This is a genomic window from Mycobacterium sp. DL592 (assembly GCF_011694515.1).
Lineage (GTDB): Bacteria > Actinomycetota > Actinomycetes > Mycobacteriales > Mycobacteriaceae > Mycobacterium.
Genome location: NZ_CP050192.1, coordinates 730,688 through 746,849, shown reverse-complemented (window position 1 = coordinate 746,849; position 16,162 = coordinate 730,688). Strand labels below are relative to the sequence as shown.

Sequence of the window (16,162 nt, the reverse complement as noted above, 5' to 3'; positions counted from 1 at the left end):
ATGGGTGGTGTGTGCCCGTAATGTGCACCGGCCAAACGCAGGCGCGACGTAGCATGACCGGGTGCCCAGGGATTTTCGTTTCGGTATCGGTGTGCGGTCGGTCAAGTCAGCAGCGAAGCTCACCGACACGGTGAAGCGCTTTGCCGACCTGGGCTTCGACGTGCTGCACGTGCCGGACCATCTCGGCAAGTTCGGCGTTCCCGCGCCGTTTCCGACCATGGTCGCCGCCGCCCAGGCGGCCCCGACGATGCGGGTGGGCACCTTCGTCATCAACGCGGCCTTCTACAAGCCGGCGCTGCTGGCCCGCGACGCGATCGCCGTTGATGTGCTCAGCGAGGGCCGGCTGGACCTCGGCCTCGGCACCGGGTACGTGCGCGAGGAGTTCGAGGCCGCCGAGATTCCCTACCCGAGCGCCGGTGAACGCGTCGACCACCTGCGGCACACCACCAAGTACCTCAAGGAGGTCGCGCCGTCGATCCCGATCCTGATCGCCGGCAACGGGGACCGGGTGCTGCGGATCGCCGCGCAGCACGCCGACATCATCGGCCTGACCGGTGGCGGCATCCCCCGCTCCCCCGACGACGACCCCCTGGCTGAACGGATCGAGTTCGTCCGCGCCGCCGCCGGCGACCGGTTCGACAGCCTGGAGCTGAACATCGCGATCACCGGGGTCCCGACCGACGCGTCGGGGGTGCCCGATCTTCGGCTGACGCGGGGTTACGAGCCCGAGGCCACCGACGAACAACTCCTGGCTCTGCCGACGGTGCTGAGCGGGACGACGCGCGACATCGCGGACACCTTGCGGGAGCGCCGCGACCGATACGGGATCACATACTTCACCGTGCAGGACTACCACGCCGAGTACTTCGCGAAGGTCATCGCCGAACTGCGCTGAGCCACCTGGGGTTTGCCACCTCTGATGGGGGGTATGGCTGCTGCGGGGAGGTAGGACATGACAGTGCTACAGGACTTTCGTATGCGGCAGATCAACGGGGACTACAACCAGACACGACAGCAGGCCGAGGGCGTGCTCGTCGCACTCAAACGCTGCACACTGGACGCGGCGGCCGGCGAGATCACCCGGGCGTCGCGCCGACACCACCTCGACAGCAACCGGGTGGCCCGGGCTCTGGTCCGGCTGGCCCAGAACATCGAGCCGGAGGTGGACAGCAACGCCACGGCCGTCGCGCGCTATGAGTGGGGCGCGCTACTTCCGCATCGGAAATGAGGATGATCCGCAATCGAATCGCCTCGGTGGCGTCGACGACGCACCGCGTCGCCGGCTGGATCCGCAGGGACTACCCCAAAGCGGCACCTCAGCGCGGGCACTGCTCCCTGATCGCTCTGTGCGGGGCTGAAACCCCGGCACGGTAAGCTGCCAGCCGGGTCCGCCCCCGTAGCTCAGGGGATAGAGCACGGCTCTCCTAAAGCCGGTGTCGCAGGTTCGAATCCTGCCGGGGGCACTTTCTGCCCGGGGTGTATGACCTCGCCTGATGGTTGACGTTTCGGTTGCGGGTGATGGACGACAGTGTTTCGACACGGCTTTTGGTGAACGTCCGGCGTGGGCACCGCCAGTTACACGCGCTTGGCTGTCATGTTGATCTCGAGTGTTCCCTGACATGCGCCGCCGGAGATCTCCGTGCGCATAGTGCCGGACAGTGATCCGTCGGACTGGGGTGTGTAGCGCACATCCGCTCGGGCCGGATTCCATTGAGTCGTGCCGTCGTCCAGCATGCATTCCCACTGAAAGTTGTTCACTTGGGTCCAGGACGATCCGTCCCAGGTGAATTGAACTGGTTGCGGCACTGTGGGGTTCCTCGGCGCAGGGCCGTTGATGATCGTGGCGGTGCACTGCCCGCCGGCGCAGCTCGACTGGAATGTGTAGATATCCGAGTACTGTCCCTCGGGTTGACCAGCCGCCAGACTTGTCCCGGACTTCGGGCCAACGATGAACGTGATCTCATAATCGCCGTTCCAGGTCGCAGAGTCGGCGGAGGCAACAGGGACCATTGGCAAGAGGACGGCGAGCGGCCCAGCACACAGGCCGACGAGTGTGCCCACGCGGCCTCGGGTCATCCGTTTCTCCTCGGCATCGATTCCGCTGCTATGGCGGCGCTGAGCTCCTACACCGCCGCCTCGGCAGGCGCGGGCGCCGGTGTCACGGTCAGCAGCGGGGCGCCCACCGCGATGTCGCCCGCCGCGGCCGGCTCGACCGCACCGAACTTCTTGCCGTTGAGCACCACGATCGGAGTGATCAGCGGATAGCCCGCGGCCTCGATGACCTTGCGGTCGAACGTCACCAGAGGCGTTCCGGCGGTGACCTTCTGCCCCTTGGTGACCTTGACGTCGAACCCCTCACCTTTGAGCGCCACGGTGTCGATGCCGATATGGATGAGGACCTCGACGCCACCGTCGAGCACCAGACCGAAGGCATGCCCCGACGCCGGGACGGCCACGACCACACCGGATCCCGGCGCATACGCCGTGTCACCCGAGGGGAGCACCGCCACACCCGGGCCCATGGTGCCCTTGCTGAACACCGGGTCGGGGACGTCGGCCAGCGGCACGACCACGCCGTCGAGCGGGGAGAGAATCTCGATACCCACACCCGCCTGGTCGGCGGCCTGGGTCTCAGAAGCCGCCACCAACGTGTCGGCGCTGGCCTTCGCCCGCGGGCTTTCCAGATCCGCGACCGGCACGCCGGCGGCCACCGCCGCGGCCGCCTCCTCCGGCGTGCGGTAGCCGGACAGGATCACCAGGATCATCGCGGTGAGGAACGCCGCGCCAACGGCCAAGGCGTACAACGCCATATTGCTGAACGCCGGGATCGTGAGCAGCGAGGTGAACACAAAGGCCTTGGTGGTCACACCGCCGCCGACGCCGATGATCACGCCGCCGACCAGACAGCCGACGAGCATGCGCGGGTAGATCCGTTTGAACCGCAGATGGATGCCGTACAGCGACGGCTCGGAGATACCGCCGAGCAGACCCGCGGCCAGCGCGCCGATCGCCGTCTGGCGCATCTGGGCGTCGCGCTCCCGCCAGGCCAGGAACAGCACCCCGGCCGTCGCACCGAAGCAGGCGAAGTTCCATGCACCCATCGGGCCCTGGATGAAGTCGTAACCAAGGGTCTGGATGTTGATGAGCATGATCGCGTTGATCGGCCAGTGCAGACCCAGCGGCACCATGAACGGATACGCCAACGGAATGAGGATGGCGAAGATCAGCGGCGAGAAGTCGTTGACCGACTTCAGGAAGCTACCCAGGCCCGCGCCGGCATAGACGCCGATCGGTCCGATCAGGAACGCCGTCAACGGAATCATGATCAGCATCGACAGGAACGGCACGAAGATCAGCTGGACGTTGTCCGGGATGATCCGCTTGAGGAACTTGTACAGCGGACCCAGCACGGCGGCCATAAGCAGCGGCGGGAACACCTGCGAGCTGTAGTTGTGGATGGTCAGCGGCAGCCCGAAGATGTTGACGATGTCGACCGCGGAGCCGAACACGCTCTGCGGGTGGCTGAAATCCTTGAGCCCGGCGAACCCGGGCAGCATCACCACGGCCATGATCGCGAACCCGACCCAGGGGTCTGCGTCGAGTTTCTTCGAGGCGTTGTAGGCCACCATCAGCGGTAGGAAGACGAACACGCTCTGCCAGCACAGGTTCACGAACTGCCAGGACGGCGGCAGTGTCACGTTCGGGTCGGCCCAGTTCGGGATGACCTTCAGCGTGCTCATCAACGCCATGAACGTGATGAACAGCGAGGCGCCCAGCAGCGCGCCCAGGATCGGGCGGAACGAGTCGGACAGGAATTCGAAGAACGAGTCCAGCCAGGTGAACCTGCCACGCGGACCCTGCGCGCGGGCGGCGGCCTTGATCGCATCGGCGTCCGGGGCGGCAGCGCCGCTCATACCGGGCAGCGCCATGATGTCGTTGTAGACGCTCTGGACGGCCCCGCCGATGACAACCTGGTAGCGATCGCCGGCTTGCGGGACGGCCCCGAGGACGCCGGGCACCGCCTCGATGCCGGACTGGGTGACGCCCGATGCGTCACGCAACTGGAATCGCAATCGGGTGGCGCAATACGACAGGCCCGCGATGTTCGCGGCGCCCCCCACGCTTCTGACGATCTCGGCAGCGGTGTTCGACGACATCAGACCCGAACCTTTCCCGGGAGCAACCCTGCGACCGTGACCACGGTCGAGTGATCGTATCGACGCGGTGGCACGTCGGTACGGGGATTGGCCGCGATCGGAGTCCGGCTAGCCGCCGCGGGTGTCGATGACCCGGGTCGCGATGTCTATGAGCCTGATGTTGGCGGTCTGCGACAGCTCGCGCAGCATCTCGAAGGCGCGGATGGCGTCGACGTTGAACCGTTCCATGATGACGCCCTTGGCCTGCCCGATCGTGTCGCGGGTGTTCAACGCCGCCTCCAACTGCTCGCCGTGCCTGCTGGCCAGAATCGCCGCGGCCGCATGCGCGGCCAGCACTGCGCCGATCGCCTCGGACTCACCGTTGAAGGCATGCTCCTTGAGGCCGAACAGGTTCAGCGCACCGGCGGTGCTGGAGCCGGTGTACAGCTTGAACGACAACCCGCTGCGCACCCCGAGCTCGGTGACGGCCCGGCTATAGGTCGGCCAGCGTTGCTCATGGGAGAAGTCGTCAGTCCGCACGATCAGTTCGTCGACCGCGGCACTGATGCACGGACCCTCCCCGAACTTCTCCTGCAACGCGTCGAGTTCGTAGATCAGATCCGAGGTGCCGAACAACGACTCGTACTTGCCGCCCTTGCCGATCAAGAGCACCCCGCAGGTGTCGGTGCCGGGAATCATCTCGACGGCGGCCTTGGTCATGCTCGCCAGCACCTGGTCGACAGTGCTGGGCGGCGCCGTGGCCCGCGCCAACTCCGCCATCCGCATGGCGAGGTCGTGATTCGGCGAATTCATGGGAGCAGAGTTCCCAATCCGTTCGGAATTTACGTCATTCCAAGCAATCTGGTTACGTTTGTTAATCACCTGGCAGGGCAATGCAGGCTGCAAGCGGACGTAGGCGTCGACACCTATGACCGCGAGGTCCTGTCGGTTCAGACCACGAGCCGGCAGGGCCGCCCGGGTTGGGTTGCCCTGACTGGCCATTCCGGCCCGCTACTCTCTTAGCTGTAGTAGCTTCGGCGCTGTGACAGGCAATGTGTGGATCCTCGGCGGCTACCAGAGCGACTTCGCGCGCAACCTCAGCCGCGAGGGCCGGGATTTCGCCGCACTGACCACCGAAGTCGTCGACCTCACCTTGGCCGAGTCGATGATCGACGCCGCCGATATCGACGTGGTGCACGTCGCCAACGCCTTCGGCGAGTTGTTCGCCCAGCAGGGCCACCTCGGCGCCATGCCCGCCACGGTCCACCCCGGACTGTGGAACACCCCGGCCAGCCGCCACGAAGCAGCCTGCGCCTCAGGCAGTATCGCCATCCTCGCGGCGATGGCCGACCTGCGTGCAGGCAACTATCGCACCGCACTGGTGGTCGGGGTGGAACTGGAGAAGACGGTGCCCGGCGACACCGCCGCCCAGCATCTGGGCGCGGCGGCGTGGACCGGTCACGAAGGCCAGCACGCCAAATACATGTGGCCGTCGATGTTCTCCGGCGTCGCCGACGAGTACGACCGCCGCTTCGGTATCGACGAAGCCCACCTGCATGCCATCGCCACGGTGAACCTCGCCAATGCCAAGCGGAATCCCAACGCCCAGACCCGGGACTGGGAGGTGCCCGATCTGATCGGCCGGGGCGGCGAGGACGCCGTCAACCCGCCTGTCGAAGGCCGGATCCGCCGCTACGACTGCAGCCAGATGACCGACGGCGGCTCCGGTGTCGTGCTGGTCAGCGACGACTTCCTGCGCGAGCACCCGGGTGTGCGGCCGATCGGCCGCATCGAGGGCTGGGGCCATCACACCGTCGGGCTGGGCCTGCAACAGAAGTTCGACCGCGACGCGGCCAACCCCTACGTCATGCCCCATCTGCGGGCCACCGTCCAGGATGCGCTGGCGCGGGCCCAGACCGACCTCGACGGCATCGACGGCTTCGAGGTGCACGACTGCTTCACCCCCAGCGAGTACCTCGCCATCGACCACATCGGTCTCACCGGGCCCGGCGAGTCCTGGAAGGCCATCGAGAACGGCGACATCGAGATCGGGGGACGGCTGCCGATCAACCCCAGCGGCGGGCTGATCGGAGGCGGGCACCCGGTCGGCGCCACCGGCATCCGGATGGTGCTCGACGCCGCCAAACAGGTCAGCGGAATCGCCGGCGACTATCAGGTCGACGGCGCCCGCCGGTTCGCCACGCTGAACCTCGGCGGCAGCACCGCCACCACGGTCAGCTTCGTCATCGGTGCCGGAGAGGACGCGGCGTAATGGACGTCACGGTCGTCGGAAAGTTCCTGTCCACCCTGCCGGAGGACGACGACCACCCGTACCGGACCGGGCCGTGGCGGCCGCAGAACACCGAGTGGCGTGCTGAGGGCCCGAGGGTCGTCGACGGCGAGATCCCCACCGACCTCGACGGCATCTACCTGCGCAACACCGAGAATCCGTTGCATCCGGCGCTGAAGTCCTATCACCCGTTCGACGGCGACGGCATGCTGCACATCGTCGGATTCCGGGACGGAAAAGCGTTCTACCGCAACCGCTTTGTCCGCACCGACGGCTTCGAGGCCGAGAACGCCGCAGGCGGCCCGCTGTGGCCGGGGCTGGCCGAGCCGCTGTCGCTCGCCAAGGTCGACTACGGCTGGGGTGCGCGCACGCTGCTCAAGGACGCCTCAAGCACCGACGTGGTGGTGCACCGCGGCACCGCCTTGACGAGCTTCTACCAGTGCGGTGACCTGTACCGCGTCGACCCCTACACCGGCGACACCCTGGGCAAGCAGGCCTGGGGTGGCGCCTTCCCCGCCGAGGGGGTCTCGGCCCACCCCAAGGTCGACGAGCGCACCGACGAACTGATGTTCTTCAACTACTCGAAGAACGCGCCCTACATGCACTACGGGGTGGTCGACCGCAACAACCAACTAGTGCACTACACCGACGTTCCGCTGCCGGGACCGCGACTTCCGCACGATATGGCGTTCACCCGGAACTACGCCATTCTCAACGACTTTCCGCTGTTTTGGGAACCTGAGATGCTCGAGCGCAACGTGCACATGGCGCGCTTCCACCGCGACATGCCGTCGCGGTTCGCCGTGCTGCCGCGCCGCGGAGGGGGGCCGATCCAGTGGTTCGAGGCCGAGCCGACCTTCGTGCTGCACTTCGTCAACGCCTACGAAGACGGCGACGAGATCGTGCTGGACGGCTTCTTCCAGGGCGACCCCGAACCCGCCGACAACGGCACCGGCACCAAGTGGCAGCGGGCGTTCCGGTTCTTGGCACTGGATCGCATGCAGGCCCGGCTGCACCGCTGGCGGCTCAACCTCGTCACGGGCGGCCTCACCGAAGAACCGTTGTCGGAGAACATCTCCGAGTTCGGCATGATCAACGCTGCTTACGGCGGCGAACCGTACCGCTACACCTACGCCGCGACCGGCAAACCGGGCTGGTTCCTGTTCGACGGGCTGATCCGCCACGACGTGGCGACCGGCACCGAGCAACGGATCAGCTTCGGCGAGGGCGTCTACGGCAGCGAGACGGCGATGGCTCCCCGGGTGGGCAGCCGGTCCGAGGACGACGGCTACCTGGTGACCCTGACCACCGATATGAACGCCGACGCGTCCTACTGCCTGGTGTTCGACGCGGCCCGCATCGAAGACGGCCCGGTGTGCAAACTCGAGCTGCCCGAACGGATTTCCAGCGGAACGCATTCGACGTGGGTGCCCGGCCACTCGGTACGACGCTGGCATTCCGCCGACTCCGCCGCCGAAGCGGTCGGTCTGTAAGTGTCCGATCTCATCGACGCCGACGCACCGGTAGTGCTGGCCCCCGACGACACCAACGCCATCGGGCGGATGCTCGGGCTACTGGGCGACGAGTGGAACCTACTGATCATCCAGCAGGCGCTGCTGGGCGCCACCCGTTACAGCCACTTCATGACTCGGCTGCCGATCTCGAATTCTGTTCTGACCAACCGCCTTCGGACCCTCGTCCGCGATGGTCTGCTGGCGCGCCGCGAACACGCCTCCACCCGGGCCCGCACCGAGTACCTCGTCACGGCGCGCAGTCGCTCGTTGTGGCCGGCCCTGCTGTCGATCTGGGAGTGGGAGCGCAACTGGGTGGCCTCACACCGCGAGGTCCTGCCTGCCATGCATCACCAGATCTGCGGCCAGCCGTTCACGCCCGTGCTGCGCTGCGATTCCTGCCATTCGCCGGCAGGCAACTGCGATGTCACGCTCTCGCTGGGGCCAAGCGGAAGCTGGGAGCGGTCGGCACCCGCCGCGGCCACCCGCAGGCGATCGGAGTCCGACTCGACCGGCCGCGACGCCGGCATGTTTCCCGAGACCATGAGCGTGCTCGGAAACCGTTGGGCTGCAGCGCTGTTACTGGCGGCCTTCCTGGGCAGTACGCGTTTCACCGACTTCCAGTCCCAGCTCGGGGCACCGCCGAGCCTGCTGGCCGAACGACTGCAGACGTTCTGCGGTATCGGCGTGTTCAGCAGCCCGCCCGCCGAGCGGGGCGGCGCAGAGCGCGCGGCCTACCTGCTCACCGAGAAGGGCCGCGCCTTCTTCCCGGTCCTCGTGGCGGCCGTGCAGTGGGCGCAGTGGTGGTTCCAGGCCCCCGAGGGACCGGCGCTGGTGCTGCACCACCACGACTGCGGCTCGCCGTTCACCGGTGAGCTGGCCTGCGACCGGTGCGCAAACCGGCTGACCGGCGCGCAGGTCAGCGTCGCCGTCACTTAGGCGGAATGATCTGGAATCCCTTGATGATCGCGGACGAGTCGGTGGCATACGTCGGGTTGTCGGCCTTGATGCTCTGCACGGTGACGGTGGCGATGTAATTGATGTCACCGGACTGGTAGACCGCGGCCAGCGAGGTGGCCTTGCGGGCGGGGATCTTGCCCATCGCGGGCGCGGTGTAGGTGGTGGCCTGCGCCGGTGAGCCGCAGACCTGGCCCGGCGTCGACGTCATGTCCTTGACCTTCAGCTTCACCTTCAGCTGCTGGTTCTGGGCGTCGAGGATCTGCTGCGGCTTGCCGACGTCGGAGCCGACCTTCTGCAGCGTGACCACAGCGTTCGGCGTGAACCCGTCGGTCGTCAGGCCTGGGTTGCGCAGGGCGTACCGGATGGTCTCGGAGTCGAGCTTTTCGGTGCGTTCCCAACCCTGCGGCTGCGGGAGGCGCAGCCGGGGCTCCTGGTCGGTCCTCGTCGGGATGTCGATCATCGGCAGCGACACCGAGTCGCACTTGGCCGCCGTCGGCTTCTCGTCCTCCGAGCAGCCCGCGACCGCCATCGACAGTGCGGTCACCAGGACGGCCGCCACAGGTCCTACTACTTTGCGCAATCTGTTCCCCTTCGAAAACCCGCCACAGCCTACCTGTGGCACCACGTCACGCGGTGAAATTGTGTTAGCACTCGTCAAGGTCGAGTGCTAATCTTGAAGAGCACAGTGATGGCTGCCCGCCAGGGTGGCGGGCTTCCATGAAGACATACAGGAGGTGAGTTGCTGTGCTCCGCTTCGATCCGTTCAGTGACCTTGACGCCGTGACCCGCGGTTTGCTGAGCAGCCAAACCGGAAGCGACCGCAGTCCCCGATTCATGCCCATGGATCTCTATAAGGTCGACGACCACTACGTCCTGACCGCCGACCTGCCCGGGGTTGATCCCGGATCGGTCGACGTCAGCGTCGACAACGGCACCCTGACTCTGACGGCCCATCGGTCGGCCCGCTCGGAGGACACGGTGCAGTGGCTGGCCAGCGAGAGATTCTTCGGCACTTACCGCCGCCAGCTCTCCCTCGGCGACGGTATCGACACGACGAGAATCAGCGCCACCTACGAAAACGGTGTCCTGACCGTCACGATCCCGCTGGCCGAACGGGCCAAGCCGCGCCGCATCGAGGTCGCTCATGCCGGTGGCAGCAGGCCGATCGAGCCCACTACCGTCGAATCATCCTGACTGACAGAAGATTCCGGCTCAGCCGTCATTCGTGGCGGCTGAGCCGGAACTTCAGATTGGTCCGCACCGCGGGCCACTCGATGTCGAGGATCGAGTAGACGACGGTGTCGCGCCGGGACCCGTCGGGCAGCAGCTGATGGCTGCGGAGAATGCCGTCGAGCTTCGCGCCGAGACGTTCGATGGCAGCGCGGCTGGCCTGGTTGAAGAAATGGGTGCGGAACTCGACGGCCACGCAGCCGAGCTGTTCGAACGCGTGGGTCAGCAGCACCAGCTTGGTCTCGGTGTTGACTCCGGTGCGCTGCGCCGATGCGCAGTACCACGTGTGGCCGATCTCCAGCCTGCGGTTTGCGGCGTCGACGTGAAACATGGTGGTGGAACCGACAACCCGGCCGTCAGCGCGGCGCCGCACCACGTAGGTGACGCCCTCGTCGGCCTGCTGCAGGGCCTGCATCTTGGCCACCCACGTCGCGGCGGTGTCCGGCGAGGGCGTGGCGGTGAACCACAGCGCACCGACGTCACCGTCGGCGGCGGCAGCGGCGATCTCGTCAATGTGGTTGTCCCCCAAGGGTTCCAGCGTCACCCAGGACGGCCCGGCCAGGGTGACCGGCTCCACGAAGCGGCTCATCGTCGCGACCCTCCACGTAGCAGCGCTGCCACCAATGCCCACACCGAACAGGCCAGGGCGCCGGCGGCGCTCGCGGCACCGATATAGAAGCCGTAGCCGGCAGCGACCGGCGAGCTGACATTGAGGTGGTAGTACCACCACGTCAACACTCCGATCAGTGCGGCGATGACCACCGCCGCGCTGGCGGCCAGCCGCGGCGAGAGATTGCGGGCGACCATCGCACCGGCCACGATCAGCATCGAGGACAGCAGCACGATCAGCTGACCGGCGCCGAATCGCGGCGGCAACGCGATGCTGCCGACGGTGCCCCCGATCGCGCTGGCCCGTCCGCCGCCCGCAGCGGAGGTCGTCAGCCAGGGCAGCCAGGCGCTTACTGCGAGCACCGCCGCGCACAACACCACAGACCACCCGGTGCGTAGCGATGCCATGGTCAGACCCTAACCCGCATCGGTCAGGACGCCGGGCATCCGCATGGCGAGCGTCCCGGTGAGATCGAGCCTGCCCATAAGCTGGTCCGAACATCGACCGAGGACGGCATATGACGGAACTCCCCGACTGGGTTCGGCAACTGGACATGGCCCCGCATCCGGAGGGCGGCTTCTTCAAGGAGACCTGGCGCAGCGATCTGGTGCTGGCCGAGTCGGTGCTGCCTGCCGACTACACCGGCCCGCGCAGCGCCGGTACCGCGATCCTGTTCGTCCTGCTGCCCGGGCAGGAGTCCGCCTGGCACACGGTGCGCAGCGCTGAGTTGTGGTTCCACCACCGCGGCAGCCCGCTGCTGCTGGAGTTCGGGCGCGAAAAACACAGTGCCACAACGCATGTTCTGGGCACAGACATCGCGGCCGGGCAGCATCCGCAGCTGCTGGTACCGCCCGGCTACTGGCAGCGGGCCGAGCCCCGAGATCCGGAGGCGACGCTGGTGAGCTGCGTGGTGGTGCCTGGCTTCGACTTCGCCGACTTCGCGCTCAGCCCCTGACCTCGCCGAGGATCTGCACCGCGGCGTCGACGAGTTCGGCATTGCCCGGCGCCGGCGACCCGTCAGGCAGCAGCACGGTGTCCTCCAGACCGATGCGGGTCTGCAGTCCGCGCACACCGGCATGCCGCAGCAGCGGCCAGCAGCTGTCGTCGAGCCCGTGCAGAAGCACCGGCGCGGGCGAACCGGCGCGGCGGATCCGGGCCAGCAGGTCGTCAGCGGTCTCGGTGTCGCCGTCCGCACCGAGCTCGATCATCACCCGCATGCAGTGTGGCGCGATCTCGGAGCGCGCCCACGCCTGCGCGGCCTCGGCGTGAAAGATGCCCACTTCGACGCCGAGCCCCCGGCTCAGCAGGAGTTCGGCGAGCTCTTCGGAACCCGGCTCGTGCCAGTTCACCGACGCGAAGTCCGGCAGCACGTCCCAGGATCGGACCGCACGCAGCCGCTGCTCGGCGTCGGGCAGGGCCCAGTAACCCGTCGTCACCCCCAACGGGAGCCCCGGCACCGCCTGCCGCACTGCGCTGACCGCCGGGCCGACCGTGTCAGCCAGCAGGGAGTCCACCCCGTCGGCGGTCTTGGGATGCAGATGCACCGCCTGCGCACCGCTGCGGTGTGCGGCGACCGCGGCATCGGCGAGCTGCTGCGGGCTCACCGGAAGGCCGGGGTGTTGGTCGGGGGTGCGTGCGCCGTTGATACACGCCTTGACGTAGGGACGCGAAGAATTGGGCATCCCCCATCTTGACCCGTCATGGCGGAGGTTTCCGAAGTAGCGTTTCCCCATGCACGGCCACACCATCGTCTGCGGGGACGATGCGCTCGCGATGCGGATCATCGACGAGCTCAACAATGCCGAGCTCAGCGTGGTCACCCTGCAATCCCCCGATGGCCTGGAGTCGGCCGGGATCGGCACCGCCGACGCGATCATCTGCGCCGCCGACGACGATGCGTTGAACTTGGAGATCGCCCTGCTGGCGCGGCAGGCCAACCCGCGGGTGCGGGTGGTGACCCGGCTGGCCAACACCGTGCTGCGCAAGGCCATGTCCGACGACGAAGGCCCCGGCGCTGTTCTCGACATCGCAGACCTGGCCGCCCCGTCGGTGGTCGAGGCACTGCTGGAGCGCACCACTCACGTCATCACCGCCGCCGGTGTCGACTTCGTGGTCTCCGGCGCGACGGCCAGCCGGGCGGGCACGCTGCGCGAGATGTACGGCGATCTGGCGCCAGTGGCCATCATCCGTGGCGAGAGCTCCGAACACCCCGGCGCGGTGATCGCCTGCCCCGGCCGCGACGAGCCCGTGCATCCCGGCGACTGGACGGCCATGATCGGCACCGCCGACGAGCTGACCGAGCGGGGCATCAAGATCGCCAAGCCCATCCCGTCGACGCCGCGGGAACGACCGCTGGTGGTCCGCATCGCCGACGCGGTCCGCGCCTTCCGCGACGACCTCCACCCGATGTTCTACAAAGCGCTGTCGGTCGCGGGCGCATTGTTGGTGGGTTCCACCATCATGCTGCGGTTCGCCTATAACCAGCCCGGCATGAGTTGGGTTGACGCGCTGTACTTCTCGTCCGAAACCATCGCGACGGTGGGCTACGGCGACTTCAATTTCCTCCAGCAGCCCACCTGGCTCAGGTTGTGGGGCATCGTGATGATGTTCGCCGGGGTTGCCACCACCGCCATCGTGGTGGCCTTCGTCGCCGACGTGCTGCTGTCCCAGCGGTTGTCGCACGCGGCCAGCAGGCAGAAGATTCGGCACCTGCACCGCCACGTCGTGATCGTCGGGCTCGGGTCGTTCGGCATCCGGGTCGCCAGCGTGCTGAAGGCTGCCGGGCACGACGTCGCGGTGATCGAGCGCAACGAGGACAACCGCTACCTGGCGGCGGCGGCCGAACTGGAGCTCCCGGTGATCTTCGGCGACGCCACGCTGCGCCAGACCCTGGAGGCCGCGCGTCTCGATGGCGCCCGCGCGATCGCAGTGCTCACCCAGGACGACATGGTGAACATCGAGACCGGCATCGTGCTGCGCGAGATGCTCGGTCCGCGCACCCTGCCCGATCTGCATCGCCCGGACGTCCCGATCGTGTTGCGCATCTATGACCGGGCCCTTGGCTCGGCGGTGGGTCACCGGTTCGGCTTCGGCTACGTCCGCTCCACAGTGGACCTGGCCACACCGTGGTTCATCGGCGCCGCAATGGGCCTCGACGTGCTCGGCACCTTCTCGGTGGGACAGAGCTCGTTCATGCTCGGCGGGGTGCGGGTGCTTCCCGACAGCGAACTCGACGGGATCCGAATGTTCGAGCTGTCCACCCAGACCCGAGTGATCGCCATCGAGCGCGACGGCGTGCCCCTGCGACTGCATCCGCGCCGCGACACCCAGCTGGTCGCCGGGGACACCGCCTACCTGGTCGGGCCCTACCGCGAACTGATCGACACCATGCGCAAAGGTCAGCGGGCGTCACAGCCCGGCAAGGTCCGGCGGGCGGACTCGACCGGCTGACTCATCGCGCCAGCCCCAGCACCCGCACCGCGTTGTCCTTGAGGATCAGCGGCAGGACCTCGGCATCGACCCCGAGTGCGTCGAAGTCGCGCCGCCAGCGCTGCAACGAGATGTAGGGATGGTCGGTGCCGAACAAGGCTTTGGTGCGCAGCTGGCGGCCGATCGCGGCGACCAGCTGCGGCGGGAAGTACTTCGGTGACCACCCGGACAGGTCGACGTAGACATTCGACTTGTGCGACGCGATGGCGATCTGCGCGTCGACCCACGGCACCGCGGGGTGCGCCATCACCACCGTCAACTCCGGGAAGTCGGCGGCGACGTCGTCGAGCAGCATCGGATCGGAGTAGCGCAACTTGATCCCGTGCCCGCCCGGCAGTGCCGAGCCGAGCCCGGTCTGGCCGGTATGGAACAGGGCAGGCACGCCGGCCGCGGTGATCGCCTCGTAGATCGGGTAGAACCGGCGGTCGTTGGGTTCGAAGGCCTGCAGGCTGGGATGGAACTTGAATCCCTTGACGCCCCAGCCGATCAGCTGATGCACCCGCGGCACCGCGGCGTCGTCCCACGGGTCGACGGTGCCGAACGGAATCAGCACATCGTTGTTGCGGGCGGCCCCCTCGATGAGGTCCTCGACAGAGTTGGGCCGATGCCCCGACACCGTGTGGGCGTCGACGGTGAACACCACCGCGGCAGTGTTGTTGGCGCGGTACTGCTCGGCGAGGTCGTCGACCCGGGAGAAGTAGTCGTCGCCGAGCTTGAAATAGCGTCCGGTGGCCCCGGCCAGTTCGGCGTCGTAGGCGCAGTGGCCAGCGGCGTCGATCTCGACATGGGTGTGGAAGTCGACGGCGTCGACGGCGTCGATGTCGATGCCGTACTCGTAGGTGGCGCTCACCGACGCAGTCTAGAAAGAGCGAGCCGGCGGACGGGGGAGAACTCCGTCCGCCGGCTCAAGGCGCGCGCCGTGGGGTGCTAGTAACGACGCGCGACAATCAGGGGGGTGGTGACGGTGTGGGCCAGCGCGGTGCTGACGGAGCCGAGCAGCATCCCGGCGAACCCGCCGCGCCCGTGGCTGCCCACCACCAGAAGCTGTGCGTTCTGGGCCTGCTCGGCCAGGTAGCGCGCCGGCTGGTCGCGCACCACCACGCGGTGAACAGTCACGTCCGGGTAGTCCTCGGACATGCCGGCCAACCGCTGGGACAGGATCTCTTCCTCGGTCACCACGACCGCAGCCCAGTCCACGCCGGGCACGGCGAACAGGCTGTCGTCGCTCCAGGCGTGCACGGCGACGAGGTCGACGCCCACCCGCGACGCCTCGGCGAAGGCCAGTGCGGTGGCCTCGACCGAGGCCGGTGACCCGTCGACACCGACCACGACAGGAAGCTCCGGCGACGGCGTGGGGCCGTCGTGGATCACTGCCACCGGGCAGTGCGCGTGATGGATCAGGCCGGTGCTTGCCGACCCGAGCAGGGTGCGCCGGAACGCACCCATTCCCCGACTGCCCACCACGATCATCTCGGCGCCCTTGGACAGATCGATCAGCGTGGGAACCGGCGCTGCGTGGTAGATGTCGGTGTCGGCGATGCGCGCAGGCAGTCCGGTTTCGGTGCCGATCTGTGCCACCAATTCGGTTGCCTCGCGCAGGACTTCGCGGGCCTGGGTGTCCTGCCACTCTTCGAACTCGGTCGGCACCGCAGGCATCACATTGGTGATCGACGGGGCGGCGCAGATGTGCACCAGGCGAAGCGGCGCATTGCGGCGGCCGGCCTGCGCGGCGGCCCAGCGGACCGCGGCATTCGACGATGCCGAACCGTCCACTCCAACCACGATCTCACCGGGAGCCGACGGGCTGTGCACCATCGTGTCCTCCCCGCTCGCCGCGGCCGAACCGGCCATTTCGCTAACGACAATCCCAGCTCAGCGGTGTCGCCCGCCAGTAAAGTTGGACCCCTCCTGACAAGGCGTTGGTCAGGTGTTTTCG

General features: G+C 67.5%; 17 protein-coding genes and 1 tRNA gene. 9 read left to right on the top strand and 9 right to left on the bottom strand.

Translation table 11 applies throughout. The features are described 5' to 3' along the window. Nucleotides 1-61 precede the first annotated feature (61 nt). From HBE64_RS03700 to HBE64_RS03690, 3 genes are all read left to right on the top strand, one after another. On the top strand, nucleotides 62-895 hold the full coding sequence (locus HBE64_RS03700; RefSeq protein ID WP_167097878.1) for an LLM class F420-dependent oxidoreductase: 834 nt from the start codon (nucleotides 62-64) through the stop codon (nucleotides 893-895). A 57-nt stretch (nucleotides 896-952) separates the two neighbouring features. Continuing rightward, complete coding sequence (locus HBE64_RS03695; RefSeq protein WP_167097876.1) at nucleotides 953-1,228, top strand: antitermination regulator; 276 nt, start codon at nucleotides 953-955, stop codon at nucleotides 1,226-1,228. Nucleotides 1,229-1,390: 162 nt separating this feature from the next. Further along, nucleotides 1,391-1,463, top strand: a tRNA-Arg gene (locus HBE64_RS03690). Nucleotides 1,464-1,575: 112 nt separating this feature from the next. Here HBE64_RS03690 and HBE64_RS03685 read toward each other — a convergent pair. The 3 genes from HBE64_RS03685 to HBE64_RS03675 all read right to left on the bottom strand — a co-directional run bounded on the left by HBE64_RS03685 (nucleotide 1,576) and on the right by HBE64_RS03675 (nucleotide 4,949). Continuing rightward, nucleotides 1,576-2,076, bottom strand: coding sequence for a hypothetical protein (locus HBE64_RS03685; protein WP_167097874.1), 501 nt, complete (start codon nucleotides 2,074-2,076; stop codon nucleotides 1,576-1,578). A gap of 47 nt (nucleotides 2,077-2,123) precedes the next feature. After that, nucleotides 2,124-4,157 (bottom strand): glucose PTS transporter subunit IIA, encoded by a 2,034-nt coding sequence (locus HBE64_RS03680; protein WP_167097871.1) that lies wholly within the window; start codon nucleotides 4,155-4,157, stop codon nucleotides 2,124-2,126. Nucleotides 4,158-4,265: 108 nt separating this feature from the next. After that, nucleotides 4,266-4,949: a GAF and ANTAR domain-containing protein gene (locus HBE64_RS03675; RefSeq protein ID WP_167097869.1), complete on the bottom strand. Its 684-nt coding sequence runs from the start codon at nucleotides 4,947-4,949 to the stop codon at nucleotides 4,266-4,268. 229 nt (nucleotides 4,950-5,178) lie between these two features. Between HBE64_RS03675 and HBE64_RS03670 the strand changes: the two genes are divergently transcribed. The 3 genes from HBE64_RS03670 (at nucleotide 5,179) to HBE64_RS03660 (ending at nucleotide 8,876) form a co-directional block, all read left to right on the top strand. After that, a complete protein-coding gene (locus tag HBE64_RS03670) occupies nucleotides 5,179-6,408 on the top strand; it encodes an acetyl-CoA acetyltransferase (protein ID WP_167097867.1) in 1,230 nt (409 codons plus the stop codon). Beyond that, nucleotides 6,408-7,919 (top strand): carotenoid oxygenase family protein, encoded by a 1,512-nt coding sequence (locus HBE64_RS03665; RefSeq protein WP_167097865.1) that lies wholly within the window; start codon nucleotides 6,408-6,410, stop codon nucleotides 7,917-7,919. The genes HBE64_RS03670 and HBE64_RS03665 overlap by 1 nt, the downstream gene beginning before the upstream one ends. A gap of 69 nt (nucleotides 7,920-7,988) precedes the next feature. Continuing rightward, nucleotides 7,989-8,876 carry a winged helix-turn-helix transcriptional regulator gene (locus HBE64_RS03660; RefSeq protein WP_167108596.1) on the top strand — a complete coding sequence of 296 codons (888 nt, stop codon included), beginning with the start codon at nucleotides 7,989-7,991 and terminating at the stop codon, nucleotides 8,874-8,876. On the opposite strand, the gene HBE64_RS03655 is transcribed toward HBE64_RS03660, so the two are convergent. After that, nucleotides 8,869-9,456, bottom strand: coding sequence for an LpqN/LpqT family lipoprotein (locus HBE64_RS03655; RefSeq protein ID WP_167097863.1), 588 nt, complete (start codon nucleotides 9,454-9,456; stop codon nucleotides 8,869-8,871). The two genes, HBE64_RS03660 and HBE64_RS03655, sit on opposite strands and share 8 nt — an antisense overlap. Nucleotides 9,457-9,641: 185 nt before the next feature. Between HBE64_RS03655 and HBE64_RS03650 the strand changes: the two genes are divergently transcribed. Continuing rightward, the gene (locus HBE64_RS03650) at nucleotides 9,642-10,091 is read left to right on the top strand and encodes an Hsp20/alpha crystallin family protein (RefSeq protein ID WP_167097861.1); all 450 of its coding nucleotides are present in this window, start codon (nucleotides 9,642-9,644) and stop codon (nucleotides 10,089-10,091) included. A gap of 25 nt (nucleotides 10,092-10,116) precedes the next feature. On the opposite strand, the gene HBE64_RS03645 is transcribed toward HBE64_RS03650, so the two are convergent. Together HBE64_RS03645 and HBE64_RS03640 are read right to left on the bottom strand one after the other, a co-directional pair. Beyond that, nucleotides 10,117-10,716, bottom strand: a complete 600-nt coding sequence (locus tag HBE64_RS03645) for a GNAT family N-acetyltransferase (RefSeq protein ID WP_167097859.1) — start codon at nucleotides 10,714-10,716, stop codon at nucleotides 10,117-10,119. After that, entirely contained in the window at nucleotides 10,713-11,144 is a 432-nt protein-coding gene (locus HBE64_RS03640; protein WP_167097857.1) for a hypothetical protein, read from the bottom strand. The genes HBE64_RS03645 and HBE64_RS03640 overlap by 4 nt, the downstream gene beginning before the upstream one ends. Nucleotides 11,145-11,254: 110 nt before the next feature. On the opposite strand from HBE64_RS03640, the gene HBE64_RS03635 reads away from it, so the two are divergent. Next, nucleotides 11,255-11,692 (top strand): cupin domain-containing protein, encoded by a 438-nt coding sequence (locus HBE64_RS03635; RefSeq protein ID WP_167097855.1) that lies wholly within the window; start codon nucleotides 11,255-11,257, stop codon nucleotides 11,690-11,692. Here the strand turns inward: HBE64_RS03635 and HBE64_RS03630 are convergent. Beyond that, on the bottom strand, nucleotides 11,682-12,419 hold the full coding sequence (locus tag HBE64_RS03630) for a 3-keto-5-aminohexanoate cleavage protein (RefSeq protein ID WP_167097853.1): 738 nt from the start codon (nucleotides 12,417-12,419) through the stop codon (nucleotides 11,682-11,684). The genes HBE64_RS03635 and HBE64_RS03630 overlap by 11 nt on opposite strands. A 49-nt stretch (nucleotides 12,420-12,468) precedes the next feature. Here HBE64_RS03630 and HBE64_RS03625 point away from each other — a divergent pair, with 49 nt between their 5' ends. Next, nucleotides 12,469-14,187, top strand: a complete 1,719-nt coding sequence (locus tag HBE64_RS03625) for an NAD-binding protein (RefSeq protein WP_167097850.1) — start codon at nucleotides 12,469-12,471, stop codon at nucleotides 14,185-14,187. 1 nt (nucleotide 14,188) lies between these two features. On the opposite strand, the gene HBE64_RS03620 is transcribed toward HBE64_RS03625, so the two are convergent. Together HBE64_RS03620 and HBE64_RS03615 are read right to left on the bottom strand one after the other, a co-directional pair. After that, complete coding sequence (locus tag HBE64_RS03620; RefSeq protein WP_305792204.1) at nucleotides 14,189-15,076, bottom strand: amidohydrolase family protein; 888 nt, start codon at nucleotides 15,074-15,076, stop codon at nucleotides 14,189-14,191. Between the two features lie 77 nt (nucleotides 15,077-15,153). Further along, nucleotides 15,154-16,041, bottom strand: coding sequence for a universal stress protein (locus tag HBE64_RS03615; protein WP_167108592.1), 888 nt, complete (start codon nucleotides 16,039-16,041; stop codon nucleotides 15,154-15,156). Nucleotides 16,042-16,162: the final 121 nt, after the last annotated feature.

Bases quoted from the DNA above. Each gene is read 5' to 3' on its own strand.
- HBE64_RS03630 (WP_167097853.1), bottom strand. From the start codon at position 12,419: ATGCCCAATTCTTCGCGTCCCTACGTCAAGGCGTGTATCAACGGCGCA.
- HBE64_RS03635 (WP_167097855.1), top strand. From the start codon at position 11,255: ATGACGGAACTCCCCGACTGGGTTCGGCAACTGGACATGGCCCCGCAT.
- HBE64_RS03625 (WP_167097850.1), top strand. From the start codon at position 12,469: ATGCACGGCCACACCATCGTCTGCGGGGACGATGCGCTCGCGATGCGG.
- HBE64_RS03685 (WP_167097874.1), bottom strand. From the start codon at position 2,076: ATGACCCGAGGCCGCGTGGGCACACTCGTCGGCCTGTGTGCTGGGCCG.
- HBE64_RS03660 (WP_167108596.1), top strand. From the start codon at position 7,989: ATGCTCGGGCTACTGGGCGACGAGTGGAACCTACTGATCATCCAGCAG.
- HBE64_RS03680 (WP_167097871.1), bottom strand. From the start codon at position 4,157: ATGTCGTCGAACACCGCTGCCGAGATCGTCAGAAGCGTGGGGGGCGCC.
- HBE64_RS03665 (WP_167097865.1), top strand. From the start codon at position 6,408: ATGGACGTCACGGTCGTCGGAAAGTTCCTGTCCACCCTGCCGGAGGAC.
- HBE64_RS03695 (WP_167097876.1), top strand. From the start codon at position 953: ATGACAGTGCTACAGGACTTTCGTATGCGGCAGATCAACGGGGACTAC.
- HBE64_RS03645 (WP_167097859.1), bottom strand. From the start codon at position 10,716: ATGAGCCGCTTCGTGGAGCCGGTCACCCTGGCCGGGCCGTCCTGGGTG.
- HBE64_RS03615 (WP_167108592.1), bottom strand. From the start codon at position 16,041: ATGGTGCACAGCCCGTCGGCTCCCGGTGAGATCGTGGTTGGAGTGGAC.
- HBE64_RS03675 (WP_167097869.1), bottom strand. From the start codon at position 4,949: ATGAATTCGCCGAATCACGACCTCGCCATGCGGATGGCGGAGTTGGCG.
- HBE64_RS03640 (WP_167097857.1), bottom strand. From the start codon at position 11,144: ATGGCATCGCTACGCACCGGGTGGTCTGTGGTGTTGTGCGCGGCGGTG.